This is a genomic window from Pseudomonas sp. NPDC089392, from assembly GCF_044749595.1.
GTDB lineage: Bacteria > Pseudomonadota > Gammaproteobacteria > Pseudomonadales > Pseudomonadaceae > Aquipseudomonas.
In genome coordinates, this window is sequence record NZ_JBIVIF010000048.1 from 14,004 (window position 1) to 36,110 (window position 22,107).

Here is a 22,107-nt window from a genome sequence, read left to right on the forward strand (position 1 = left end):
AAAGGCAGGAAGCAAGTCGATGAAATTCTCCACGCCGCTGATAAGTGCCCTGTGCCTGCTGGCTGCCAGCGGCTCGGCCTGTGCCGACCAGGTGCTGCCGGCGCCACCAGAGCTGGCTTCTGGGTACCGCAGCGGCCTGCAGCCGGTGCATGCCAGGCGGCATATGGCCGCCGCTGCCAACCCGCTGGCCAGCGAAGCGGGGCGGGCGATGTTGCGCGCCGGTGGCAGTGCCATTGACGCGGCCATCGCCATGCAGATGGTGCTGACCCTGGTCGAGCCGCAATCCAGCGGCATTGGTGGCGGGGCGTTCATCCTCTACTGGGACGGCAAGCGCGTGCAGGCGTTTGATGGCCGCGAAGCTGCACCCGCGGCAGTGACGGAAAAGCTGTTCCTGCAAGTCGATGGCTCACCGATGCCATTCCGGGCGGCACAGATCGGCGGGCGTTCAGTTGGCGTACCGGGCGTATTGCGTGCCTTGAAGCTGGCCCATGAACAGCACGGCAAGCTGCCCTGGCGCGACCTGTTCGCACCGGCCATCGCCCTGGCGCGCAACGGCTTCCCGGTTTCCGCGAGGCTGCACACCTTGATAGAAGGCGATCCCTTTATTGCCCGGTCACCGGCCATGGCTCGCTATTTTCTCGATGAACAGGGCAGGCCATTGGCGGTGGGGACGATTTTGCGCAACCCGGAACTTGCGCAAACCTTCGAACAGATCGCTGCGCAGGGCCCCGAAGTGTTCTACAGCGGCGAGATTGCCGAAGCCATTGTGGCCAAGGTGCGCAGCCATGCCAATGCCGGTTACCTGTCGTTGCAGGACTTGCAGCAGTACCAGGCCAAGCAGCGCGAGCCGGTGTGCGGCCCTTACAAGGCCTGGCGCATCTGCGGCATGCCGCCGCCGTCGTCAGGCGGGGTAGCGGTGCTGCAGACCCTGGGCATGCTTGAAGCCGCGCCGCGCGCCGCGCCGCAACGCGACCTGGCGGCGCTGCGGCCGGTTGCCACCACATCTGCGGCTGGCCTGGAGGCGCCGCCGCTGGCCGTGCACCTGATCGCCGAGGCCGAGCGGCTGGCCTTTGCCGACCGTGCCCAGTACCTGGCTGACAGCGATTATGTGCCGGTCCCGGTCAAGGCCCTGACCGACGCCACGTACCTGGCAAGTCGTGCCGTGCAGATAAGCGACCACAGCATGAAGCGCGCCCGCCCGGGCCAGCCGCAGGGCGCCGACCTGGCACTGGCGCCTGACCGTTCGCCACTGCGCATTTCCACCTCGCACCTCAGCGCAGTGGATGACAGCGGCCAGGCCCTGGCCATGACCACATCGGTGGAGGCCGCGTTCGGTTCGCACTTGATGGTCAAGGGCTTTCTGCTCAACAACACCCTGACCGACTTCTCGTTTATCCCCCAGGAGCAGGGCAAGCCCGTGGCCAACCGGGTGCAGCCGGGCAAGCGGCCGTTGTCGGCCATGGCGCCGACCTTGGTGTTCTCGCGATCCTCAGGTGAGCTGGTGGCCAGCCTTGGCTCGCCGGGTGGTTCGCAGATTATCGGTTACGTGAACAAGGCACTGGTCGGCCTGCTGGATTGGCAACTCAACCCGCAACAGGCCGCTGGCCTGCCCAACTTCGGTAGCCGCAATGCCAGCACCGAAGTGGAAGCAGGGCTGACCAGCCCGGCGCTGATCCGGCAGTTGGCTGCCTGGGGGCATGAGGTGACGCCCATGACCATGACCAGCGGCATGCAGATCATCCAGCGTGCTGGCGAAGGCTGGTCGGGCGGTGCCGACCCTCGGCGCGAAGGCGTGGTTCTCGGCGACTAGCCCTGTGCGTTGCGGTGCAAGAGGTGGCGTGTTAGAAGTCAGTCTTGTCATTCAGTAGTTGAATACCACGATGTCTATCAGCGTGAAATCGAATAGGGCTCTGTTCGACCTCGACCTGCTACGCGCCATTGTTGTGGTGGCCGATTGCGGCAGCTTCACCACGGCGGCCGCGCGCCTGCACTCGACCCAGTCGACCATCAGCCAGAAGGTACGCCGCCTGGAGGACATGGTTGGCCACCGCCTGCTGGTGCGTGGCAACCGCGACGTGTTGCCGACTGACGCCGGGCAGACCTTGCTTGGCTATGCCCGCCACATGCTGGCGCTGAACGACCAGATGCTCGAAGCTCTGGCCGGGGCGATGGTCGGCACCACCGTGCGCCTTGGCGTGCCCGAAGACTTCGTTGGCGGGCGTACCACCAACGCGCTGTCGGCGTTCAGCCGGCTGCACCCACAGGTGAAACTGGAAGTGACCAGTGGCCTGTGCCGCGACCTCAGCCAGGCCTACGACAACGGTGAACTTGACCTGGTGCTGCTCAAGCAGCGGCGCAACACCCGCGAAGGCGTGGCCTGCTGGCCCGAGCGGCTGCAGTGGATCGACAGTGCGCAAACGCCAGCCTTCGAGCTGGACCCGATCCCGCTGGTCACCTTCCCGCCACGCGGCCTGTACCGCGAAGACATGATCAACGCCATCGAAGGCATGGGCCGGCGCTGGCGCATCAGTTTTACCAGTTCCAGCCTCAGCGGTATTCAGGCGGCTGTCGCCGATGGCATGGGTATCAGCCTGCTACCGCCCAGGGCGGCCACTGGTGAGCACCGGGTGCTGGGGGCAGGGCAAGGGCTGCCGGAGGTCGACAGTTATGAAATCGTCATTGTCCATCGGCCGACGGCGGATGTGATGGTCAAGGCGTTGGCAGAGGTGATGACGCAGTTGCTGGCAGGTGGCGGGATCTGACAGGGCCTGACGATTTGACGCGGTCTTTGTAGGAGCGGCCTTGTGTCGCGATCGGGCCGCAAAGCGGCCCCAGGTTTTCAGCTTCGCCGCAAAAAGTGCTGGGGCCGCTTTGCGGCCCGATCGCGACACAAGGCCGCTCCTACAGGGGGCGCGTCAACCGGTTGAATCAGGCACAAGCCGCAGCCATCCGCGGCGACAGATGAATCCCGGCAATCATGCAGCGCACCGAGCCACCGGCCATTTCGATGGTCGGCACATCCAGCGGCACCAGCCGCGCCGAGCGTTCGATGCGCTGGCGCTGCTGTGTGTTCAGGCTGTCGAAGGCCTTGCGCGACAGCGCCAGAATGCGCCCGTCACGCCCCGACAGCTCGATTGCATTGCCGGCAAACTGGCTGATCTGCTGGTTGCTCAGGTCGATCACATCCCGGCCCGATTCAAGCAGGCGCATGCGCACCTCCTCGGCCCGCGCCTTGTTGGTGAAGGTATCAAAGCCCACCAGGGCAAACTCGGTCGCCACACACATCAGCACGTTGGTGTGGTAGATCGGCGTGCCTTGCTCGTCAGCGGTGTCGAACACCATCGGCTCGAAGTTGAAGTGTGTGCTGAAGCGCTCCAGGGCAATCGGGTCGGCGCGGTTGGAACGTGCGGTGTAGGCCACCCGCGACAGGTGGTCGAACACCATGGCGCCGGTGCCTTCGAGAAACAGCTCGTCCTGTTCCAATCCCGAATAATCGATCACATCCTGAACGCGGTATTCATGCTTGAGCATCTCGATCACATCCGCGCGGCGTTCGCGGCGGCGGTTGCGCGAGTACATCGAATAGATCGCGATGTGCCCGCCGGGGTGGGTGGAGAACCAGTTGTTGGGGAACACCGAGTCGGGGGTGTTGTGCTCGCCGAAGTCGTCGAACAGGTGCACACGCACGCCTTCGGCCTCAAGCCTGCCGGCCGCCTGGGTGACTTCATCGCGTGCCACCTCGGCCAGGGCCTGCGCGGCGATGTCGGGGCTGCTGCGCTGGAACGAGTTGTCGGCTGCGGTTTCCGGGTTGGGGGTGAAGGCATGTGGCCGGACCATGACCACTGCTGCAGGTGCTTGAATCGAACGCGTAGGGAATGCCATGTGGAAATACTCGGGTGGGCAGCAGGGTTAGGCAACGCGTCGGATGCGGCGTTTGGCAGCGCGGCCACGTGTATGGCTGAACAGGTCTTTCGGGTCGTCTTCCACCCATGGCACCAGATCGATCTTACTACCCATACCGCGTTTCTCTGCTTGCTGTAGTACATACCGTAGTACGGTGTAGTCTTCCAGGGCGAAGCCCACCGAGTCGAATACAGTGACCTGGCTATCGCTCTGGCGGCCCTCGCTTTCGCCACGCAGCACGCGCCACAGGTCGACCACCGGGAAGTCCGCCGGCAACTGCTGGATGTCGCCTTCAATACGGGTTTGCGGTTCGTACTCGACGAACACCCGGGCGTTGCGCAGCACGTCGGCATGCAGCTCGGTCTTGCCCGGGCAGTCGCCGCCCACGGCATTCAGGTGCATGCCGGGCTCAAGCATGTCGGGGGTGATGATGGTGGCGTAGGCCTTGTCGGCGGTCACCGTGGTAATGATGTCCACGCCTTTTACCGCCTCAGCCACCGAACTGGCGCGGCGGATGGTCAGGCCGCTGTATTCCTTGAGGTTGGCGATCAGCTTGGCAGTGGCCAGCGGGTCGGTGTCGTAGGCGACGATTTCTTCGATACCCAGGTGCTTGTGGAAGGCCAGCGCCTGGAATTCGCTTTGCGCACCGTTACCGATCAGCGCCATCTTGCGCGAGTTCGGCCGGGCCAGTGCCTGGGCCGCCATCAGCGAAGTGGCGGCGGTGCGCAGGGCGGTGGCGATGGTCAGTTCGGACAGCAGCACCGGGTAGCCGGTGTCGACATCGGCCAGCACGCCGAAGGCCATTACCGTGTGCAGGTCGCGGGCAGTGTTGGCCGGGTGGCCGTTGACGTATTTGAAGGCATAGCGGCTGTTGTCGGCGACCGGCATGAGTTCGATCACACCCACTTCGGAGTGGCTGGCAACACGCGCGGACTTATCAAACTCCTGCCAGCGTTTGAAGTCTTCGCGAATGGCCGCAGCCAGTTCGCCAATGAACGGCGCTACGCCAATGTCATGCACCAAGTCCGACATGGTTGGAACATCAATGAAATACGTCATGGCTCTTTGCACCCTGATGAGTGCGTTCTCACCTTGAACACTGCAAGGGTGAACGCTTGAGATTGTTGGAATTTCGTCAGCAGGCAAATTTTGATGAAAGGTTGAGTCAAATTGAAGAGAGCAGGTTGCCAGTTTCATCAACTTTCTAGACAATCTGCCACCCCAAAATAGCAATCTGATTATTTGGCAGGCATCCATGGATACTATCGATCGGGAACTGATTGCGCTGTTGCGGGACAATGCGCGCACCCCCGTGCTGACCCTGGCGAAGAAGCTCAAGGTTGCCAGGGCAACCGTGCAAAACCGCATTACCCGGCTTGAAGAGCAAGGCGTGATCATAGGCTACACGGTACGCTTGCGCTCCGATGCACTGGACCAGGGCGTGCGCGCCATCACCAGCATCGGCATCAGCGGCCACCACGCCGCCGAGGTCAAGCACGCACTACGCGGGCATCCCAATGTGGTGGCCATCCATACCACCAATGGCCGCTGGGACCTCATGGCCGAGCTGCGCGCCGACACCCTCGAGGCTTTCGACCGGGCGCTGAACACCATCCGCTCGATCCCGCACATCGAAAACACCGAGACCAGCATCCTGCTCTCGACCTACAAGATGTGACCGCCGGGTCAGGCCTTCTGGCAGGTGCATTGCGCAAACTGCCACCCGGGCTTTTCACACTGCAAAAAATACGTTTGGCGCTGTGCATTCTGTAGCGTTCCGCTTGAACCGGGCCGCTGGCAGAATGAAACGGCTTTCGCGGGACTGTACCGGGCGCGCCATATGGGTGCGTATTAAAAGAATAAGTAAGCCCGCTGCGAAGTTGCACCGGGCACTGTTTTTTCATCTGTGTTAATACCCACGCTTCGACTGTCTTGTATGGCTGCAACCTGCACTTCAGTACCAATTAAATGGTGCGGCGCGGGGCGCCGGGGTTTTACCAAAAAGAATAAGAGGTCAACGATGCAGCAAACGTGCAACGCGCAAAGCGCAGTTCCGGAAGAGGGCCGCGTGCTCAAGCGACGGCTGGAAAACCGGCATATCCAGCTTATTTCGATCAGTGGCGCGATTGGTACCGGCCTGTTCATGGGCTCGGGCAAGATCATTGCGCTGTCCGGCACTTCGATCATCCTGGTGTACGCCATCATCGGCTTTTTCGTGTTCTGCATCATGCGCGCCATGGGCGAGATGCTGCTGGCCAACCTGCAGATGGAGTCGTTCGCCGAGCTGGTGCACAACTACCTGGGGCCACGGGCCGGCTACATCCTCAGCTGGTCGTACTGGCTCAGCTGGGTGGTGGCGGCGGTGGGTGACGTAGTGGTAGTGGCCGGGTTCGTGCAGTACTGGTACCCCGATGTGCCCACCTGGTTACCGGCATTCGCCACCATGTTCCTGTTGCTGGGGCTGAACATGCTGGCGGTGAAGGCCTTTGGTGAAGTGGAGTTCTGGTTCGGCCTGATCAAGATTGTCGCCATCGTGTTGCTGGTGGTCACCGGCCTGGTGATGGTCGCCACGTCCTACACGACACCGGGCGGGGTGACGGCCTCGTTCAGCCACCTGGTGGCACCGGGCGTGGTCATGCCGCATGGCATCCTCGGCTTCCTGGCCGGGTTCCAGATTGCCATTTTCTCCTTCGTCGGCACCGAGCTGATCGGTACAGCAGCGGCAGAGGCCAAGGACCCGGAAAAGACCTTGCCCAAGGCCATCAACACCATCCCCGTGCGCATCCTGCTGTTCTATATCTGTTCGCTGGTGTGCATCATCAGTGTCGTTTCCTGGGCCAATGTGCCGGCCAACCGCAGCCCCTTCGTCGAGCTGTTCCTGCTCGGCGGGCTACCGGCAGCAGCGGGCATCATCAACTTCGTGGTCCTGACCTCTGCCGCCTCGTCGGCCAACAGCGGCGTGTACTCGGGCTCGCGGATGCTCTATGGCCTGTCGCACCAGCAGCAGGCGCCGGTAGCGTTCGGGCGGCTGTCCGGCTCGGGTACGCCGGTACGTGCGTTGGTGTTCTCGGGGGTGTGCATGGCAATTGCGCTGACGCTGCTGTTCGTGATCCCCGAGGTGATGACCGTGTTCACCCTGGTGTCGACCATTTCTGCAGTGATGATCATTGTCACCTGGTCGCTGATCCTGCTGTCCTACTTTGCTTATCGCCGGCAAAACCCGCAGGCGCATGCGCAGTCGAAATTCAAGCTGCCTGGCGGCAAGGTTACTGCGGCGCTGGCGCAGCTGTTCCTGGTCTTCGTGTTGTGCCTGCTGGCGCTGGAGCCGGACACCCGTACCGCGTTGTATGTGATGCCGTTGTGGTATGCGGGCCTGCTGCTGGCTTATCGGCGCCGGGCCAAGGCCTTTGCGCAGCCACAGGCAGTTAGCGCTGTCTGACTCCAGCACTGGCCCTGGTTGTAGGAGCGGCCTTGTGTCGCGATCGGGCTGCAAAGCAGCCCCAGGATTTCAGCGCAGACGCACAAATTGCTGGGGCTGCTGCGCAGCCCGATCGCGACGCAAGGCCGCTCCTACAAAGGACCGCGTCAACCGGGCTGGTTATCGCGCAACCAGTCCACCAACCCAAGGATGGTCGGGGTGGTAGTCCGCCCATGGGGCACCACCAGGTAATACGCCTCACGCGGCCGCACCACCAGGTCGGTCAGGCGCACCAGTTCACCAGAGGCCAGCAGGTGGTCGAGCATCCTCCCCCAGCCCAAGGCAACGCCATGCCCGTGCAGCGCACCCTGGATGGTGTCGGTATACAACTGGCAACGCAGGTTGTAGTGCAGCTTTGGCGGGTTGCCGCCCAATGCGCGGAACCAGGTGGGCCAGGTCATCCAGCCTTCGGCGGTGGCATCGGCATCCAGCAGGTCGGCGCGGTACAGCGCCTCCAGTGACTCCGGCAGCGGGTTGCGGGCCAGCCAGGCCGGCGAGCACACCGGGAAAATCTCTTCATCGAACAGGTGCAAGGCGATGCCGTCTTCCCAGCGGCCATTGCCATAGCGCACCAGCAAGTCGACGTCGTGGTTGCGCAAGTCGCCGGTGAACATCTGCGTGGCCAGGCGCAGGCGTACCTGAGGCAGGGCGCTGCGTAAGCTGCCCAGGCGCGGCATGACACGTAACTGGGAGAAGGTGGCGGTGCTGCTGAGCACCAGTTCCTGCTCGCTGTCGCCTTCGCTGAGGCGGTCGAACACCGAGGCGATCTTCTGCATGGAGTCGGAAAGCACTGCGTACAGCGCCTGGCCTTCGCTGGTCAGGCGGATACCGCGATGCAGGCGCTGGAACAGCTGGCGGCCGAGGTTTTCTTCAAGCAGCCGGATTTGCTTGCTGACGGCGGCCTGTGTCACGCCCAGTTCCTGGGCGGCCAAAGTGAAACTGTTGTGACGGGCTACCGCTTCGAATTCGAGGAGCGCGGTCATCGACGGGATAATGCGCCGGTAGCCTTTGTGCGTGTTGCCGTTTTCTGTTGTTTTCATGCGACGTCCTGGCAAGGCGCGGCGCGCTGGTCCGCGCCGCGCGGGCACAGTGGCAGAAAAAGCGCGATGGCGGTAGCTCGAAGTGAGAGTGACTGACTTACTCGATTACTCAGGCTACCTCATTACCCTGTAGTAGCAGCCTTGTGCTGCGAAGAGGCCGCTTCCCACAACCCGGGCGTGGGTTTCTGAACGTTCTGGAAGCTATCGGCTAAAGCCCTCTGGTCTGGGCGGAGCATAGGATCTGTCGTGCAAGTCCCTTAACTTTGTTTCAGGAAACCGATATGAAAAAGATTGCATTCATTACACTGCTGGCCACCGCAGGCCTGGTTCAGGTCGCCCATGGCAACGATGCCGTCTCCAGCGAGCAGCCTCAAGCGGTTCGTGCGGCTATCCAGGGCATAGGCGTGCCACAGCCGGAATGCCCTGAAGGTAGCTACATGACGCCAATCGGCGAGTGCCAACCGGACTTTGAGTTCGAGTGATACCGAGGCGTTCTGGCGCAGGGCTCTCAGGGCTGACGTTCGGCTACGGCCCTTAAGGTTCTGAGGGTCACCACCGGAGCATCAACCACAAAACGATTGGCAAGCCAGCCCGGCACATCCCCGGCCGGGTCGGCTTGCAACTGATACGTCACCTCGGTTTCGCGTTCACCCAGCGGTTTCATTCGCCACTCACCACTCAGATGCTGCACGCGGATCAGCCCGTCCACCTTGGCAATCCTGTCGGGCTCGGCGCTCAAGTGCCGCAGCAGGGTGCCGTCATCCAGCCGTTCACTGGTCACCTTCAGCACAATGTCCCGCGGCATCGTCGGCCACGGCAGGTTGGTGGTCAGGTACACCCAGGTGTCGTCGCCATCCACGTCCAGCAAACGCATCTGGTCGCAGGCATACAGCCACTTGCAGGCCACCCGCAGGTTCTCCTGCAGGTCGGTGAGCGTGCGCATGCTGGCTTTTATGGTGCTTACACCACGGAATTGCTGGTAGGGCGAGTCGGCCACACCACTCAGGTACACGCGAATGCCTTCGCGGTCGTAGGCCAGGTTCCAGGAATCGGCCGCCAGGGCAGGGGTGCACAACAGCAAAGCGGCGAGCAGCAGGCAGCGGTTCATGGCTGGTACCGCGCGGGGATGGGTGTTTCAGTATGCGCGGCAAACAGAAAGCCCGCCAGGTTGGCGGGCTTGCGGGCACTAGCCTGAGCTTAGCGCTTAGGGTTCAGCGTCAGGTGCACGTGACGGTTCACGTCCTTGTACAGCAGGTAGCTGAAGTTGCCTGGGCCGCCGGCGTAGCAGGCTTGCGGGCAGAAGGCACGCAGCCACATGAAGTCGCCGGCTTCCACTTCGACCCAGTCCTGGTTCAGGCGGTATACCGCTTTGCCTTCCAGTACGTACAGGCCGTGTTCCATCACGTGGGTTTCCGCGAACGGGATAACGCCGCCCGGCTGGAAGGTGACGATGTTCACGTGCATGTCGTGGCGCATGTCGGCCATGTCGACGAAGCGGGTGGTTTTCCAGCGGCCTTCGGTACCCGGCATTTCGATGACGGTGGCGTTGTCACGGTGGGTGACGAACGACTCAGGAACGTCCAGGCCCTCGACCTTCTGGTAGTGCTTGCGCAGCCAGTGGAAGGTGACGTTGGACTTGCTGTTGTTGCGCAGGCTCCACTCGGCGCCCGGGGCCAGGAAGGCGTAGCCACCCGGTACCAGGGTGTGGTGCTTGCCTTCGACGGTGATGTCCAGTTCGCCTTCGACGATGAACACCACGGCTTCGGCGTTAGGGTCCAGCTCTGGGCGCTCGCTGCCGCCTTCCGGGGCCAGCTCGACGATGTACTGGGAGAAGGTTTCGGCAAAGCCGGTCAGCGGGCGGGCGATAACCCACATGCGCATCTTGTCCCAGAACGGCAGGTGGCTGGTGACGATGTCACGCATCACGCCTTTAGGGATGACGGCATAGGCTTCGGTGAACATGGCACGGTCAGTCAGCAGCTCGGTTTGAGCCGGGTGCCCACCGTGGGGGGCGAAGTACGAATGGTTCGACATGGACGATCTCGACTTTGTTGTTCTCTCCCCATGCCGTGAACCGCACCGGCCGGTGCGGCGCAGGGGATGTGGCGACAGAATAGGGTCGAGCGCGCGCCATCCACAAATTAAATGTTGGAATACCCGGTATTTGATCGCTGAATGCGATCGCAGGCGGCCGGAATATTCAGCCAGCAGGCGGTCGCCTTGGCTGGAGTGGCGTTTAGCAGTTGCTTTTCATATTCCTGGTTATTGCTTGTCTCTATTGTAATGAATGGTTCATTTCGACATTTTTTTCACATTCGCTTGCTAGCATCCCCGGCAATCCCGAGGAGCCCCACATGCCGCAAATCCTGCGCAAGCGCAGTACCCGCATCGCCCTGATCGTCACCTCTGGCCTGCTCGCGACCACCCTGGGTTTTTTTGCCTGGCAAAGTTTCTACCCGGTCCAGGCCGCTTCCGGCTGGGACGTTGAAGTGCTGCACCGCGACGTGACCAAGGCCGCTTCACTGCTGCCGCAAGCCGATGGCAGCCTGCTGGTCAGCCGCGAGCTGGACGACGGCCGTGGCAGCATCCTCAAAATCACCGCCAGCGGCGACCGTGTCGTGCTGATCGACAACTTGTCCAAGCCCGATGGCATGGTGGCGGCACAGGGCGGCTGGGTGTTCAGCCAGGAAGGTGGCCAGGCGCCGGTAAGCCTGGCCCGCGATGGCCAGGTTACCCACCTGTTCGACGGCGAAAGCGTGCAAGGCCTGTGGAATGATGGCGACCACCTGTATGCCATCGAAGACCGCAAGGGCAACGGCCGCTTGATGCGTTATGACTGGAACAGTGGCCAGCTCGATGTGCTGCGTTCCGGCCTGACCGAAACTGAAGGCCTCACCCGTTGCAACGACGGCCGCCTGCTGTACACCGAAAAGGCCAATGGCAAGGTCCGCGCCTTGTCCGATGATGGCAGCGACCCGGTGGTGGTCGATGGCCTGCGCAACCCGACGTTCCTGTTCTGCGACCAGCGTGGCCTGTGGATCAGTGAAGACAACACCCACCGTGCGCGCCTGCTGCGCATCGACGCCGATGGCAGCCGGCACACCGTGCTGACCTTCCTCAAGGCACCCCAGGCGATCGTCGCCGATGGCAAGGGCGGTTACCTGGTGGCCGAAGGTGGCCGCAACCGCGTACTGCACCTGACCCCGCCAGCGGAGCCCGCCACTGCCCAGCGCGACTGACCCTGCGCCTGGCTGGGCAGCCAGCCCGCAGGGCAGCTTTCTGACTACCCGACCAACAGCGTGCTTCCCTGCATGGCCGTGCTCACGGATAATCCCTCTCATTCCAATAAACAGCCTGTGAGTAGGTATGAGTGATTCCGTAGTCGGCCTTGGCCAGCCTGAAACCGTAGGGGGGCGCAAAACGCGCAAGAACAACCCCGAGAAAACGCGCGAGGATATCCTCCAGGCCGCCATCAACGAGTTCGTCCAGCAAGGGCTGGCCGGCGCCCGTGTCGATGCCATCGCCGAGCGCACCGCCACTTCCAAGCGCATGATCTACTACTACTTCGGCAGCAAGGAGCAGCTGTACTGCGAGTGCCTGATCAAGCTGTACGGCGACATCCGCAAGACCGAGCAAAGCCTGGACCTGGAGTCGCTGCCGGCCGAGCAGGCGATCCGCCGGCTAGTGGAGTTCACCTTCGATCACCACGACCGCAATGTCGATTTCGTGCGGATCATCTGTACCGAAAACATCCATTATGGCGAGTACGTGAAGCAGTCGCCGGCAATTCGTGAGATGAGCAGCCTGGTGCTCGAAGCGCTGGGCAATACCTTGCGCCGTGGTGTGGAGGAAGGCGTGTTCCGTGCCGGTATCGAGGTTATCGACCTGCACATGCTGATGAGTTCGTTCTGTTTCTACCGGGTGTCGAACCGGCATACCTTTGGCGAGATTTTCCAGATTGACCTGTCTGATGACGAGGTCAAGCTGCGGCACAAGGCGATGATTTGTGATGCAGTGCTGCGGTATATCCGCGCGTAAGAACGGCGATAGAGATTCAGCGCCTGTGAGATCGAGCGCCGCAGGTGTTCACCGAAACATTTTCAGCGCCTGTGAGATCGAGCGCCGCAGGTGTTCACCGAAAGATTTTCAGCGCCTATGAGATCGAGCGCCGCCCGCGCGGCGCTTCGCGGGTAAACCCGCTCCTACGTTTGTTTCGGGCCAATTATTCCTGTGGGATTTACGCGCGAACGCCTTGGCGCACGCCTCGATATCGCGTCGTACAAACAAGGCGGTCGCGCGCGTCTGGCACAGGCAATACTGGCCCGAAACAAACGTAGGAGCGGGTTTACCCGCGAAGCGCCGCGCGGGCGGCGCTCGGTCTCACAGGCGCTGAAATTGTTGTGTCGAACACATGGCGGCCTTCATGCAACCTGAAGTCAAGCCCTCACTGCTTCATGCCCAACTCGGCATCATCCATCAGCGCCTTGGCCTCTTCGCGGGTAAACCCGCTCCTACAAAGACCACTGCAGGCCCTGGCATGCGATGACCGTTGTAGGAGCGGGTTCACCCGCGAAGAGGCCAGCCCAGACAACACATCACTCAAGCTTCAGTGCAAAGTGCCAGGCTCGGCGGGCATCTGCACCTGGATCAATGCCGACTCAAGCAAAGCCCGCAGCGCCTCCAGCTCATGAATGGCAGAGAGTATGTTTAGGAAACGGCCTACAAGAAGGGGCTTAAATCTGATGTTCCCCGCTCACTCCCCCAACCGCTGTTCACGCGAAGGCGGGTAGCCAAAGTACGCCGCATAGCACTTGCTGAAGTGCGACACCGAGACAAACCCACAGGCCACCGCCACTTCCATCACTGACAGGTCGGAATACTGCAGCAGGCGGCGGCTCTTGGTGATGCGCAGCTCCATGTAGTACCGCCGCGGCGAAGTACCCAGCTGGGCCTGGAACAGCCGGTCGATCTGCCGGCGCGAGCGCCCGCTGTAGGCGGCCAGCTGGTCAAGGCTGAGAGTTTCCTCAAGGTTGTTCTCCATCAGCTCGACGATGGTACGCAGGTGCAGGCTCATGGACTTCTTCGCCCCTGGGCCGACCTGGCGGTAGCGGGCACCGGAGAACGACAGGATTTCCTCTACGCCCTCGGCCAGGCCATCGCCATACAGCCGACGCACCAGCCCAAGCATCAGCTCCATGGCGCCGTTGGGGCTGGCGGCGCTGAGGCGGTCGCGGTCGAGGGTGAAGCTGGCCGGGGTGATACGGGTTTGCGGGCTGCGCTCGGACAGGCTGGCGCGCTGTTCGGGGTGGATGCTGCAACCGTAGTCGTCCAGCACCCCGGCGCGGCCAAGGAACCAGGCGCCGTTCCACAGGCCGCCCAGGGCCATGCCGTGGGCAGCACAATCGCCCAGCAGGCGGTCGAGCTCCGGGTACTTCAGCGGTGTGCGCAAGCCACCGCAGATCACCAGCAAATCCAGCTCCTTCAGCGCCTCGGCAGACAGCTCGGTAGCCACCAGCTCCAGCCCCAGGTCGCTGAGTACCCGGTCGCCATCCAGCGACAGCGGGGTGAACTGGAAGCTGTCGGCACGCAGCAGGTTGGCCGTGACTAGCACGTCCATGGCGACGGTGAAGCTGGCCATCGAGAAGTGTTCGAGCAGCACGAAATCGACCCGATAGGGGGCCTGGGCATTGGCGCTGCTGGTTTTTAGCCGCAGCATGTTGCTGGTGCTGGTCTTCTTGCTGAACTGGCGTGGCGTGGGCACTCGGGACTCCGCTTCCTGGCTGGCCTGGAGAGTGTGGCCGGTGGCAGTGGGAAAGACAATCTCCCGGGTGGCCGTGTCGTATTGCAGGTCGTGTTCAGGCAACACTGTTTGGGATTTTGGTTGCCTACTCGATCGAGCGCCGCCCGCGCGGCGCTTCGCGGCACAAGGCCGCTCCCACTGTTTGTTTCGGGCCAGTCCATCCTGTTAAGTCACCTCTGTCCGCCTTGTTTGTTCCCTTCGATATTGAAGGGGGCGCCGCTGCTCTTCATCAATCTCCAGCCATGCACCCAGGGTGCGAGTGCGCAGGTGGCAGGAGTAACTGGCCCGAAACAGATGTGGGAGCGGCCTTGTGCCGCGAAGCGCCGCGCGGGCGGCGCTCGATCTCACAGGCGCTGCAAAAGGCCCGGAGAACACCTTGCCTTTTCTTGACTGTTCGGCATCACCAGGCAAATCATTCTGAACCCTCAGCGCCCGCTGCAAACCAACCCATTACATGCCAAATGGGAGAGCGCTCATGGAAATCGGTACGATCTGGATCATCATCGCAGCCTTGGTAATCCTGCTGGAACTCTGGGCCATCTGGCACATCATCGGCAGCGAGCGGCGTGCCGAGCGCAAGATGCTGTGGGTCGTCTTCGTGGTATACGCGCCATTCCCCGGTTTGCTGTTCTGGGCCTGGCGTGGGCCGCGGGCGGTGAAGGGCAGGGCGGTACTGCAAGAGAAATGACAGTGCCCTGGTATCAGGCGCGTCAGCGTCTGATACCGTCGAAGATCATTTAGGCAGGATATTGAAGCGAATGGCGGGCCCGAGCCCGTTCACCATCAGGCACCCGTAGAACTCCACGGCCGACAGCACTCGCAACTCCTTGAGTGCGTCGTGGATGAAGTTGTGAAGCAACCGTTCGGCTTCCTTCTTGCGATCAGCGAGCGTGGTGCTGTTCAGCGTGACCATGCCAAGCAAGGTGGTCTCGATGTGCTCGACGGTCTCCAGGCCAGTTTTCTCGCGTAGATACGAACGTGCCTTTGCAGCGTCGTTTTCATTGCCCTCGAGGGTATAGGCCAGTTGAAATTCATATTTGCTCATGCTTTCTCCTTGTTACCAACAGGCCTCCATGCCGGGCCTTGCACTCTAGCGGCGGGCAGGCCTTGAGCATACAAACGCGTGGTTCAACAAGCAGGGTGAATTGTATGAAACGTCTTACTTGACCTCCAGTTAACTTGAGGTCCGATACTGCGCCACTCTTGCAACCGATCGAGGGCATATCGTGACCCGTCCAACCCCGCTCCAGCTCAGCAACCCAGAAGGCCTGTACGACCCCAGTGACAATGCCTATTCCCATGTCGCCGAGGTGTCTGCCGGCAGCCACCTGCTGTTTATCGCCGGCCAGGGCGGCGAGGACAGCAACGGGCAGTTGTCGCCGTTGTTCGCCGAGCAGGCCCGCCAGGCCCTGGCCAATCTGCAGCTTGCCCTGGCATCGAAAGGCGCCAGCCTGGCCCAAGTGTTCAAGCTGACCCTGCTGATTGTCGAGCATTCCGAAGCGCGCTTGCGCCAATGGGTGGCCGAGGCCGACAAAGCCTGGGGCCCGCACATGAAGCCGACCTGCACACTGATACCGGTACCGCGGCTGGCGCTGGACGGCATGCTGGTGGAGATCGAGGCGGTGGCGGCGCTGTAGGTAGCGCAGATTCGGTGGTGGCGTAAGGGAAACACTATGTTGTATATCGGTGCTGGTCCTATCAGCATTGCCGCTATAACAACAATTTCCCTCTCAGAGGTGACCACAGCATGAGCACCGGCACCACCACGCTTACCGACCGCAAGGCCCGCGCCTGGCTCTGGCCCGCACTGTTCAGCCTGGTGTCCTTCGCTGCCAACTCGGTGTTCTGCCGGCTGGCGCTGAAGGACGGGGCCATCGACCCGGCATCGTTCACCGTGGTACGCCTGGCCAGTGGTGCGTTGTTCCTGCTGCTGTTGGTTCGCCTGCGCAGGCCGGCGCAGGTCTTGGGCGGCAGCTGGCGTGGCGGTCTGGCCCTGTTCCTGTATGCGTTCCTGTTCTCTGCGGCGTACCTGCAACTGGGCGCGGGGGCAGGTGCGCTGCTGCTGTTCGGCGCGGTGCAGATCACCATGTTCGGCTTTGCCTGGTACAAGGGCGAACACATCACCGTGCGCATGCTGCTGGGGATGCTGATCGCCTTTGCCGGCCTGATGGTGCTGTTGTTACCCGGCTCAGCGGCGCCGCCCTTGGCCAGTGCCTTGCTGATGGCCCTGTCTGGTGTTGCCTGGGGCGTATACACGCTGCTGGGCAAAGGCTCGCCCAGGCCTCTGGCCGATACCGCCGGCAATTTTGCCCGAAGCCTGCCTTGCCTACTGTTGCTGGCGCCGATTTTGTTGCTGGGCGCCGGCCTCCATCTCACAACGCTCGGCTTGTTGTATGCCCTGGGCTCCGGCGTACTGGCATCTGGCGCGGGCTATGCCGTGTGGTATGGCGTGGTCAGGCAGGTGAGTGCGCAACAGGCGGCTACCATGCAACTCAGCGTACCGGTGATTGCTGCGCTGGGCGGGGTTGCGTTGATTGGCGAGCCGCTGTCGTTGCGCTTGCTGGTGGCGTGCGTGGTGGTGCTGGGCGGTATTGCCCTGGCATTGATGCCACGGCGCTAGAAGAAGCTACGCTGCGCCTTGAGTGTGACCATGCTGTCGCAATAGGTGTTGATGCCCGAATACGCATCACATCCGCCGCCACTGAGGTTGGAGTTGCTGTAGACCAGGTTCAGGTCGATGCCAAGCCAGGGTCGCGACAGCTCCAGCGACCAATCGGAAAAGCCATTGACCTGGCTGCCATCGCCAATGGTGAATGGCGTGCCCAGGCGGTGATGAGCGAGCTTGACGGTCAGGTCGACGTCGAACAGCGGTAGTTGGCCGAAGTCGGCAAACAGGGTGCCGGTGCGGTTGCTGGGGTTGTCGCGCCATGCCCCGCCGAAGCGGCTGCCCAGCACCGAAACACCACCGTACAAGGCATAACTGTCGGGGCCTGCAATATTTGGCTGACTGTAGTGGATCAACCCCAGCTCGTAACCTAGGCTGCTGTCGAAGTGGTGCTTGTAGCCCAGGTAGCTGTCCAGCCGCAGGGTCGAGTTGGCGGAAACGCCCATGCTTGGGGCGTACTGGCCCAGGTACCAGCCGCTGGCGTGGCTGAAGTCGAGGCCGCCGTGGAATGCACCGATGGCACTGGGTGAAATCAGCCCTTGGGCCATGCTGCGAGAAGGGTTGGTGCCGAGTGTGAAGTCGAAGTCGCCCAGTTCGCGTTTGATCTGCTGGGCCAGCAGCACGGGGCTGAACAGCAGTGCAGCGCTCAGCAACAGAAGGGGCCTGGTCATGGTCTCCGTCCTGGAAAGCTTGCGGTTGAGCGGTAAAGGATACCTGCGCAGGTGTCGGGATGGAACCGCTGGCTAGCCCATTCAGCCTTTGCTCGAACGGTCCGCGTCGGCGACTTCGGTCACCACGGGCAGGTTACCGGCACGCTGGATCACTCGCCGTTGTTGCTCGTAGTCGTCCAGCGACAGGCCACGGCGCTGCAACGCTTCCAGTTGCAGTTGGCGGGTTTCCTGGGCGCTGTACGGGCGTAGTTCGGGGTGACTGGCACAGCCGCTCAAGACGGCGATGGCAAACATGGCAAAGGTGGCGGACAGCAGGCGGGCCAGGGTGTTCATCAGGTAGCTCCAGAGGCCCGGGTTGTGGGCGGCGAGTCGATGGAGCTAGGTTATGCGGCCACGGCGTGCGGCAGAAATTGCCATTCTCGATAGTGACTATCGACGGTTGCTTTATCGATGGCTTCTGAGACGGCGATGAAGCGGGGCTTGATCATCGGGATGGGCTCCTGTTTGAACCAGATTCGTTCGCCTGTACCGGCGTCTTCGCGGGCTTGCCCGCTCCCACAGGATCACCACAGGCTCAGGGGTTAGGGCTTCGAGGTGCATGTCTTGGGATTTAGGTTGATGCACAGATCGAGCGCCGCCCGCGCGGCGCTTCGCGGGGCAAGCCCGCTCCCACTGTCTGTTTCGGGCCAGTTATTCCTGTAACAGGTGGGTGGCAGCCTTGGTGCATGACTGAAGATCGATGAAGAGCAACGGCGTCCCCTTCGATATTGAATGGGACACACAAGGCGGACAGCGGTGACCTCACAGGCGTGACTGGCCCGAAACAAACGTAGGAGCGGCTTTAGCCGCGAAGCGCCGCGCGGGCGGCGCTCGATCTCAAAGGCGCTGAAAATGTTGTGACAAGCCCCCCAGCCGAGATGCTCTATTGGAGCAGGCATAAAGTTTGCGCCCCCAAATCTGGCCAAAAAACCCGCCATTGCTACCCTTAATCCACGCGGTCTGACCTCATGGGGATAAGCGATGCGCATGCCATTGTTTGCTGTCCTGTCAGCTGTACTGTGCCTGAGCGCTGCGCCCGGCCTGGTACTGGCAGAAGACGTACCCGCGCCAGACCCGGCGCCACCCGCCGCCCCGGCTGCGGCCAAGGACGCGGTATTCACCCAGGAACAACTGGACCAGATGACCGCGCCCATCGCCCTGTACCCTGATCCGCTGTTGGCCCAGGTGCTGATGGCGTCGACCTACCCAGGACAGGTCAGCGAAGCCGTGACCTGGTCCAAGGCCAACCCCAAGGCCACCGGCGACGATGCGGTCAAGCAGGTAGCCAAGCAACCCTGGGACCCGAGCGTGCAGGCACTGGTGGCTTTCCCGCAGGTGCTGGCAACCCTTGGCCAGGACCCGGTCTGGGTGCAGCGCCTGGGCGATGCGTTCCTCGCCCAGCCTGACGAGGTCATGGGCAGCGTGCAGCGCTTGCGCCACCAGGCGCAGGCCGCCGGCAACCTGCAAAGCAACCAGTACCAGAACGTGACCGTGCAGAACACCATCGCACCTGCCGCAGCACCTGCACCGGCTTCCAGCGGCGATAGCACTCAGGTGGCCACTGCCAGCGCTCCACCCACCACCATCGTCATCGAGCCGGCCGACCCGCAAGTGGTGTACGTGCCCACCTACAACCCGACCACCACTTATGGCACCTGGGCTTACCCGGCCTCGCCGCCGGCGTACTACCCGCCACCGCCAATGTATTACCCCGGTTCCGCGCTGGTGGCCGGCCTGGCCTTCGGCACCGGTGTGGCGATCGTTGCGTCGCTATGGGGCGACTGTGACTGGGGCAACAATGACATCGACATCGACGTCAACCGCTACAACAACATCAACGCCAACAACCGCATCACCAGCAACCAGAACAAATGGCAGCACAACGCCGCCAACCGCGACGGCGTGCCATACCGCGACTCTCGCAGCCGCCAGCAGTATGGTCGCCAGCTGGACGGTGCCACCCAGCGCACCGCCTTCCGCGGCGACGACGCCCAGCGGGCCCAGGCACGCGACAAGGCGCGTGCCTCGATGGACCGGGCCGGTATCGAACGGCCGGCCTCCAGCAACAACCAGGCTCGCGAGCAAATGCGCGAGGCGAAGGCGGACAACTCGGTCGGCAACCGCATGCAACCGCGTAACGACAACGCAAGGGCCGCCGACCGCCGCCAGGAAACCCGCAATAACCAAGGCCGGCAGCAGAACAACCAGGTGAACCAGCGCCGGCAGGGCGAAGGCCAGGCGCGCCAGGTGGCGCAGAACCGGCCCAGCAATACCGCAGGCCGTGCCCGTAACAACGCCTTCGATGGCGTACGCTCGCCGTCGCGCACCAGCGCGCAGGCCAGCCGCGGCCGCACCAGCCAGTCGTTTGCCCAGCGGCCCAGTACATCACGTGCCGCCGGGCACCAGATTTCCCGGCCCAGTGCGCCCGCGCGTCGCGGCGGAGGAGGAGGCCGTCGATGAACCGTCCAACATTGGCTGCATTGCTGCTCACTGCAGGCTTGGCCTGGTCCGCCCTGGCGCTTGCGCAAGAAACCTTCCCCACGCCGGAGAAGGCCGTGGAGTCCTTCGTTGCGGCGCTGGGCGAGGAAAAGCCGGATGAAGCCCGCCTGGCCCAGTTACTGGGCGAAGACTGGCGCACCTACATCCCGCGCGGTGGCGTGCAACGCAGTGACGTGGACACCTTCCTTGAGCAGTATCGCGTGCAACACAACATCGACATGGCGGATGACGGCAAGGCCATCCTGGCGGTGGGCAGTGATCACTGGACACTGCCCATTCCGCTGACCAAAAGCAGCCAGGGCTGGCGCTTCGACCTCAAGGCTGGCAGTTCCGAAATCCGTGCCCGGCGTATCGGCCGTAACGAACTGGGCGCCATGCAGTCGATGCTGGCCTACCACGACGCGCAAATGGACTACGCCACCCAGGACCACAATGGCAACGGTGCGCTGGAGTACGCGCAAAAGATCTTCAGCGAGCCTGGCAAGCATGATGGGCTGTACTGGGATGACGATGACGATGGCCAGGTCAGCCCACTGGGCCCGTTGTTCGGCCAGGATGTTATCGGCGATTCCTGGTATGGCTACCACTTCCGCATCCTCGACGCGCAGGGCCCATCCGCCCCCGGCGGCGCCTACAGCTACCTGATCGGCAACCAGATGAGCCGCGGTTTCGCCATGGTCGCCTGGCCGGCCAAGTACGACGACACCGGGGTGATGAGTTTCATGATCAGCCACGACGGCCAGCTGTTCGAGAAAGACCTCGGGCCGCATGGCGACAGGCTGGCCAAGGCAATGAAGCGCTTCGACCCGGATGACAGCTGGAAGGTGGTGGATGTGGCGGCGGGGGATTGAATTGCAATCACCTGCTAAGGCCCCCGCGATCCTTGTAGGAGCGGGTTCACCCGCGAACACGGGCGACGCCCGTGCCATCCACTTCCTCAGTGGGTACGCGCCGCCCGCACTTCCCGCGCCGTGCATCCATATTGCTGACGAAAAGCCCGGGCAAATTGCGCCTGGTCGGCAAAACCCCAGCGAAACGCCAGCTCGCCAATCGCCAGGTGGCAATGCGGGTCGCGCAATTGCCGGTGCACCGCCTCCAGGCGCTGTTGGCGTACCCACTCATTCAGGGTATAGGAGGTGATCGCAAACAACTTGTGCAGGTAGCGCAACGACAGCCCGCAGGCGTTGGCGATGGCCTGGGGTGACAGCTCAGGGTCACCCAGGTGTTGCTGCACATACTGCTCGACCCGCGTCAGGTGCAGGGTACTGAGGTTGCTGCCTTCGCTGCCCAGCACCCGTTCGTCCTGCTGCAGGGCCAGCAGCAGGGTGGCTGACGCCTGTTCCAGCAGTAAATGGCGGGCGGCTGCAGGGCTGGCGTCGAAGTGGCGGGCACACAGGTCCAGCTGCTCGACGAAGATTCGCCCCAGGCCCTGGCCAGCATCAAAGCAATACCGGGTATAGCGCTTGTGCCCCAGCAGGTTGGCCTTGAGTGCACGCTCCGGCAACTTGAGTACCCACAGGTCGTTCTGCGCGCTGTAATGGAAGCGGTAGGGTGCATCACCGCGTTCGACAATGAAGCCGCCCGGGCTGCAACTGAGCTGGTGGCCGTCCTGTTCGAAATGCACTTCACTGCTGCGTGGCACGGTCACCAGGTAGAACGCTTCATGGTCCTGGCCGATGTGTGCCTTACTGCGCGAGTAGCCCAGCTGGCTGGAGCGCAGGCGCGACAGGCTGAGCGGCGTGCTGGGCGTGCTCCAGCGCTGCAGGTGGCCATCGAACGGCTGCTCGGCGGCAAATTCCAGGCTCAACGGGAAATAGGTGTCACTGATGGCATCGGCCCAGCGCGCCTGGCGCTCCGGCTGTGGCCAGCCGTGGGTCGAGAGTTCGGTGGGCATTGGTTGTCCTTTTTCAAAGAGGGCAGCATTGAAAAAAGGAACTGCAGGCAAGCTACTCAAGCAGCTCTTGTTATTGTGCAAACCGCCCGGCAGCGCAAGCTACCGGGCGGTTGTCAGG

Annotated in this window: 22 protein-coding genes; 12 read left to right on the forward strand and 10 right to left on the reverse strand. The window is 62.6% G+C overall.

Annotation, left to right across the window (positions count from 1 at the left end; translation table 11 throughout):
- Positions 1–19 precede the first annotated feature (19 nt).
- Positions 20–1,810, forward strand: a complete 1,791-nt coding sequence (ggt, locus tag ACIP1G_RS27315; protein WP_400742669.1) for a gamma-glutamyltransferase — start codon at positions 20–22, stop codon at positions 1,808–1,810.
- 70 nt (positions 1,811–1,880) lie between these two features.
- On the forward strand, positions 1,881–2,762 hold the full coding sequence (locus ACIP1G_RS27320; RefSeq protein WP_400742672.1) for a LysR substrate-binding domain-containing protein: 882 nt from the start codon (positions 1,881–1,883) through the stop codon (positions 2,760–2,762).
- A gap of 166 nt (positions 2,763–2,928) precedes the next feature.
- Here the strand turns inward: ACIP1G_RS27320 and ctlX are convergent, their stop codons facing one another.
- Together ctlX and ACIP1G_RS27330 are read right to left on the reverse strand one after the other, a co-directional pair.
- On the reverse strand, positions 2,929–3,882 hold the full coding sequence (ctlX, locus tag ACIP1G_RS27325) for a citrulline utilization hydrolase CtlX (protein ID WP_400742675.1): 954 nt from the start codon (positions 3,880–3,882) through the stop codon (positions 2,929–2,931).
- 27 nt (positions 3,883–3,909) lie between these two features.
- On the reverse strand, positions 3,910–4,962 hold the full coding sequence (locus tag ACIP1G_RS27330; protein WP_400742678.1) for an ornithine cyclodeaminase: 1,053 nt from the start codon (positions 4,960–4,962) through the stop codon (positions 3,910–3,912).
- Positions 4,963–5,158: 196 nt separating this feature from the next.
- Here ACIP1G_RS27330 and ACIP1G_RS27335 point away from each other — a divergent pair, with 196 nt between their 5' ends.
- Both ACIP1G_RS27335 and ACIP1G_RS27340 read left to right on the forward strand, forming a co-directional pair.
- Positions 5,159–5,581: an Lrp/AsnC family transcriptional regulator gene (locus ACIP1G_RS27335; RefSeq protein ID WP_016499380.1), complete on the forward strand. Its 423-nt coding sequence runs from the start codon at positions 5,159–5,161 to the stop codon at positions 5,579–5,581.
- 342 nt (positions 5,582–5,923) lie between these two features.
- Complete coding sequence (locus tag ACIP1G_RS27340) at positions 5,924–7,342, forward strand: amino acid permease (protein ID WP_400742682.1); 1,419 nt, start codon at positions 5,924–5,926, stop codon at positions 7,340–7,342.
- A gap of 146 nt (positions 7,343–7,488) precedes the next feature.
- Here the strand turns inward: ACIP1G_RS27340 and ACIP1G_RS27345 are convergent, their stop codons facing one another.
- Positions 7,489–8,421 carry a LysR substrate-binding domain-containing protein gene (locus ACIP1G_RS27345; RefSeq protein WP_400742685.1) on the reverse strand — a complete coding sequence of 311 codons (933 nt, stop codon included), beginning with the start codon at positions 8,419–8,421 and terminating at the stop codon, positions 7,489–7,491.
- Between the two features lie 281 nt (positions 8,422–8,702).
- On the opposite strand from ACIP1G_RS27345, the gene ACIP1G_RS27350 reads away from it, so the two are divergent.
- The gene (locus tag ACIP1G_RS27350; RefSeq protein WP_400742688.1) at positions 8,703–8,903 is read left to right on the forward strand and encodes a hypothetical protein; all 201 of its coding nucleotides are present in this window, start codon (positions 8,703–8,705) and stop codon (positions 8,901–8,903) included.
- Positions 8,904–8,929: 26 nt separating this feature from the next.
- Here the strand turns inward: ACIP1G_RS27350 and ACIP1G_RS27355 are convergent, their stop codons facing one another.
- Both ACIP1G_RS27355 and ACIP1G_RS27360 read right to left on the reverse strand, forming a co-directional pair.
- Positions 8,930–9,529: an START domain-containing protein gene (locus ACIP1G_RS27355; RefSeq protein ID WP_400742691.1), complete on the reverse strand. Its 600-nt coding sequence runs from the start codon at positions 9,527–9,529 to the stop codon at positions 8,930–8,932.
- Between the two features lie 89 nt (positions 9,530–9,618).
- Complete coding sequence (locus ACIP1G_RS27360; RefSeq protein WP_016499386.1) at positions 9,619–10,455, reverse strand: bifunctional allantoicase/(S)-ureidoglycine aminohydrolase; 837 nt, start codon at positions 10,453–10,455, stop codon at positions 9,619–9,621.
- Between the two features lie 320 nt (positions 10,456–10,775).
- On the opposite strand from ACIP1G_RS27360, the gene ACIP1G_RS27365 reads away from it, so the two are divergent.
- Both ACIP1G_RS27365 and ACIP1G_RS27370 read left to right on the forward strand, forming a co-directional pair.
- Positions 10,776–11,660: a hypothetical protein gene (locus tag ACIP1G_RS27365; RefSeq protein ID WP_400742694.1), complete on the forward strand. Its 885-nt coding sequence runs from the start codon at positions 10,776–10,778 to the stop codon at positions 11,658–11,660.
- A gap of 127 nt (positions 11,661–11,787) precedes the next feature.
- Entirely contained in the window at positions 11,788–12,459 is a 672-nt protein-coding gene (locus ACIP1G_RS27370; RefSeq protein WP_400742697.1) for a TetR/AcrR family transcriptional regulator, read from the forward strand.
- A 715-nt stretch (positions 12,460–13,174) separates the two neighbouring features.
- On the opposite strand, the gene ACIP1G_RS27375 is transcribed toward ACIP1G_RS27370, so the two are convergent.
- Positions 13,175–14,182: a GlxA family transcriptional regulator gene (locus ACIP1G_RS27375; RefSeq protein WP_051100482.1), complete on the reverse strand. Its 1,008-nt coding sequence runs from the start codon at positions 14,180–14,182 to the stop codon at positions 13,175–13,177.
- Between the two features lie 514 nt (positions 14,183–14,696).
- Here ACIP1G_RS27375 and ACIP1G_RS27380 point away from each other — a divergent pair.
- Positions 14,697–14,909 carry a PLDc N-terminal domain-containing protein gene (locus ACIP1G_RS27380; RefSeq protein WP_400742700.1) on the forward strand — a complete coding sequence of 71 codons (213 nt, stop codon included), beginning with the start codon at positions 14,697–14,699 and terminating at the stop codon, positions 14,907–14,909.
- 45 nt (positions 14,910–14,954) lie between these two features.
- Here ACIP1G_RS27380 and ACIP1G_RS27385 read toward each other — a convergent pair whose 3' ends face one another.
- Positions 14,955–15,266 (reverse strand): hypothetical protein, encoded by a 312-nt coding sequence (locus tag ACIP1G_RS27385; RefSeq protein WP_400742703.1) that lies wholly within the window; start codon positions 15,264–15,266, stop codon positions 14,955–14,957.
- 181 nt (positions 15,267–15,447) lie between these two features.
- Between ACIP1G_RS27385 and ACIP1G_RS27390 the strand changes: the two genes are divergently transcribed.
- Positions 15,448–15,858 carry a RidA family protein gene (locus tag ACIP1G_RS27390; RefSeq protein ID WP_400742705.1) on the forward strand — a complete coding sequence of 137 codons (411 nt, stop codon included), beginning with the start codon at positions 15,448–15,450 and terminating at the stop codon, positions 15,856–15,858.
- Positions 15,859–15,968: 110 nt separating this feature from the next.
- The gene (locus ACIP1G_RS27395; protein WP_400742708.1) at positions 15,969–16,841 is read left to right on the forward strand and encodes a DMT family transporter; all 873 of its coding nucleotides are present in this window, start codon (positions 15,969–15,971) and stop codon (positions 16,839–16,841) included.
- Here the strand turns inward: ACIP1G_RS27395 and ACIP1G_RS27400 are convergent.
- Together ACIP1G_RS27400 and ACIP1G_RS27405 are read right to left on the reverse strand one after the other, a co-directional pair.
- Positions 16,838–17,557: a TorF family putative porin gene (locus ACIP1G_RS27400; protein WP_400742710.1), complete on the reverse strand. Its 720-nt coding sequence runs from the start codon at positions 17,555–17,557 to the stop codon at positions 16,838–16,840. The genes ACIP1G_RS27395 and ACIP1G_RS27400 overlap by 4 nt on opposite strands.
- An 81-nt stretch (positions 17,558–17,638) precedes the next feature.
- A complete protein-coding gene (locus tag ACIP1G_RS27405) occupies positions 17,639–17,890 on the reverse strand; it encodes a hypothetical protein (RefSeq protein WP_400742712.1) in 252 nt (83 codons plus the stop codon).
- Positions 17,891–18,577: 687 nt separating this feature from the next.
- On the opposite strand from ACIP1G_RS27405, the gene ACIP1G_RS27410 reads away from it, so the two are divergent.
- Together ACIP1G_RS27410 and ACIP1G_RS27415 are read left to right on the forward strand one after the other, a co-directional pair.
- Positions 18,578–20,056, forward strand: a complete 1,479-nt coding sequence (locus ACIP1G_RS27410) for a DUF3300 domain-containing protein (protein WP_400742715.1) — start codon at positions 18,578–18,580, stop codon at positions 20,054–20,056.
- Complete coding sequence (locus ACIP1G_RS27415) at positions 20,053–20,946, forward strand: DUF2950 domain-containing protein (RefSeq protein ID WP_400742717.1); 894 nt, start codon at positions 20,053–20,055, stop codon at positions 20,944–20,946. Before ACIP1G_RS27410 ends, ACIP1G_RS27415 begins: the two co-directional genes overlap by 4 nt.
- 86 nt (positions 20,947–21,032) lie before the next feature.
- Here the strand turns inward: ACIP1G_RS27415 and ACIP1G_RS27420 are convergent, their stop codons facing one another.
- A complete protein-coding gene (locus ACIP1G_RS27420) occupies positions 21,033–21,989 on the reverse strand; it encodes a helix-turn-helix domain-containing protein (protein ID WP_400742720.1) in 957 nt (318 codons plus the stop codon).
- Positions 21,990–22,107: the final 118 nt, after the last annotated feature.

What these genes read in the sequence shown, in the direction of transcription:
- ACIP1G_RS27415 (WP_400742717.1), top strand. Translation starts at nt 20,053, where the DNA reads ATGAACCGTCCAACATTGGCTGCATTGCTGCTCACTGCAGGCTTGGCC.
- ggt (WP_400742669.1), top strand. Translation starts at nt 20, where the DNA reads ATGAAATTCTCCACGCCGCTGATAAGTGCCCTGTGCCTGCTGGCTGCC.
- ACIP1G_RS27380 (WP_400742700.1), top strand. Translation starts at nt 14,697, where the DNA reads ATGGAAATCGGTACGATCTGGATCATCATCGCAGCCTTGGTAATCCTG.
- ACIP1G_RS27355 (WP_400742691.1), bottom strand. Translation starts at nt 9,529, where the DNA reads ATGAACCGCTGCCTGCTGCTCGCCGCTTTGCTGTTGTGCACCCCTGCC.
- ACIP1G_RS27345 (WP_400742685.1), bottom strand. Translation starts at nt 8,421, where the DNA reads ATGAAAACAACAGAAAACGGCAACACGCACAAAGGCTACCGGCGCATT.
- ACIP1G_RS27385 (WP_400742703.1), bottom strand. Translation starts at nt 15,266, where the DNA reads ATGAGCAAATATGAATTTCAACTGGCCTATACCCTCGAGGGCAATGAA.
- ACIP1G_RS27370 (WP_400742697.1), top strand. Translation starts at nt 11,788, where the DNA reads ATGAGTGATTCCGTAGTCGGCCTTGGCCAGCCTGAAACCGTAGGGGGG.
- ACIP1G_RS27400 (WP_400742710.1), bottom strand. Translation starts at nt 17,557, where the DNA reads ATGACCAGGCCCCTTCTGTTGCTGAGCGCTGCACTGCTGTTCAGCCCC.
- ACIP1G_RS27405 (WP_400742712.1), bottom strand. Translation starts at nt 17,890, where the DNA reads ATGAACACCCTGGCCCGCCTGCTGTCCGCCACCTTTGCCATGTTTGCC.
- ACIP1G_RS27340 (WP_400742682.1), top strand. Translation starts at nt 5,924, where the DNA reads ATGCAGCAAACGTGCAACGCGCAAAGCGCAGTTCCGGAAGAGGGCCGC.
- ACIP1G_RS27395 (WP_400742708.1), top strand. Translation starts at nt 15,969, where the DNA reads ATGAGCACCGGCACCACCACGCTTACCGACCGCAAGGCCCGCGCCTGG.
- ACIP1G_RS27350 (WP_400742688.1), top strand. Translation starts at nt 8,703, where the DNA reads ATGAAAAAGATTGCATTCATTACACTGCTGGCCACCGCAGGCCTGGTT.
- ACIP1G_RS27420 (WP_400742720.1), bottom strand. Translation starts at nt 21,989, where the DNA reads ATGCCCACCGAACTCTCGACCCACGGCTGGCCACAGCCGGAGCGCCAG.
- ACIP1G_RS27365 (WP_400742694.1), top strand. Translation starts at nt 10,776, where the DNA reads ATGCCGCAAATCCTGCGCAAGCGCAGTACCCGCATCGCCCTGATCGTC.
- ctlX (WP_400742675.1), bottom strand. Translation starts at nt 3,882, where the DNA reads ATGGCATTCCCTACGCGTTCGATTCAAGCACCTGCAGCAGTGGTCATG.
- ACIP1G_RS27320 (WP_400742672.1), top strand. Translation starts at nt 1,881, where the DNA reads ATGTCTATCAGCGTGAAATCGAATAGGGCTCTGTTCGACCTCGACCTG.
- ACIP1G_RS27360 (WP_016499386.1), bottom strand. Translation starts at nt 10,455, where the DNA reads ATGTCGAACCATTCGTACTTCGCCCCCCACGGTGGGCACCCGGCTCAA.
- ACIP1G_RS27330 (WP_400742678.1), bottom strand. Translation starts at nt 4,962, where the DNA reads ATGACGTATTTCATTGATGTTCCAACCATGTCGGACTTGGTGCATGAC.
- ACIP1G_RS27410 (WP_400742715.1), top strand. Translation starts at nt 18,578, where the DNA reads ATGCGCATGCCATTGTTTGCTGTCCTGTCAGCTGTACTGTGCCTGAGC.
- ACIP1G_RS27335 (WP_016499380.1), top strand. Translation starts at nt 5,159, where the DNA reads ATGGATACTATCGATCGGGAACTGATTGCGCTGTTGCGGGACAATGCG.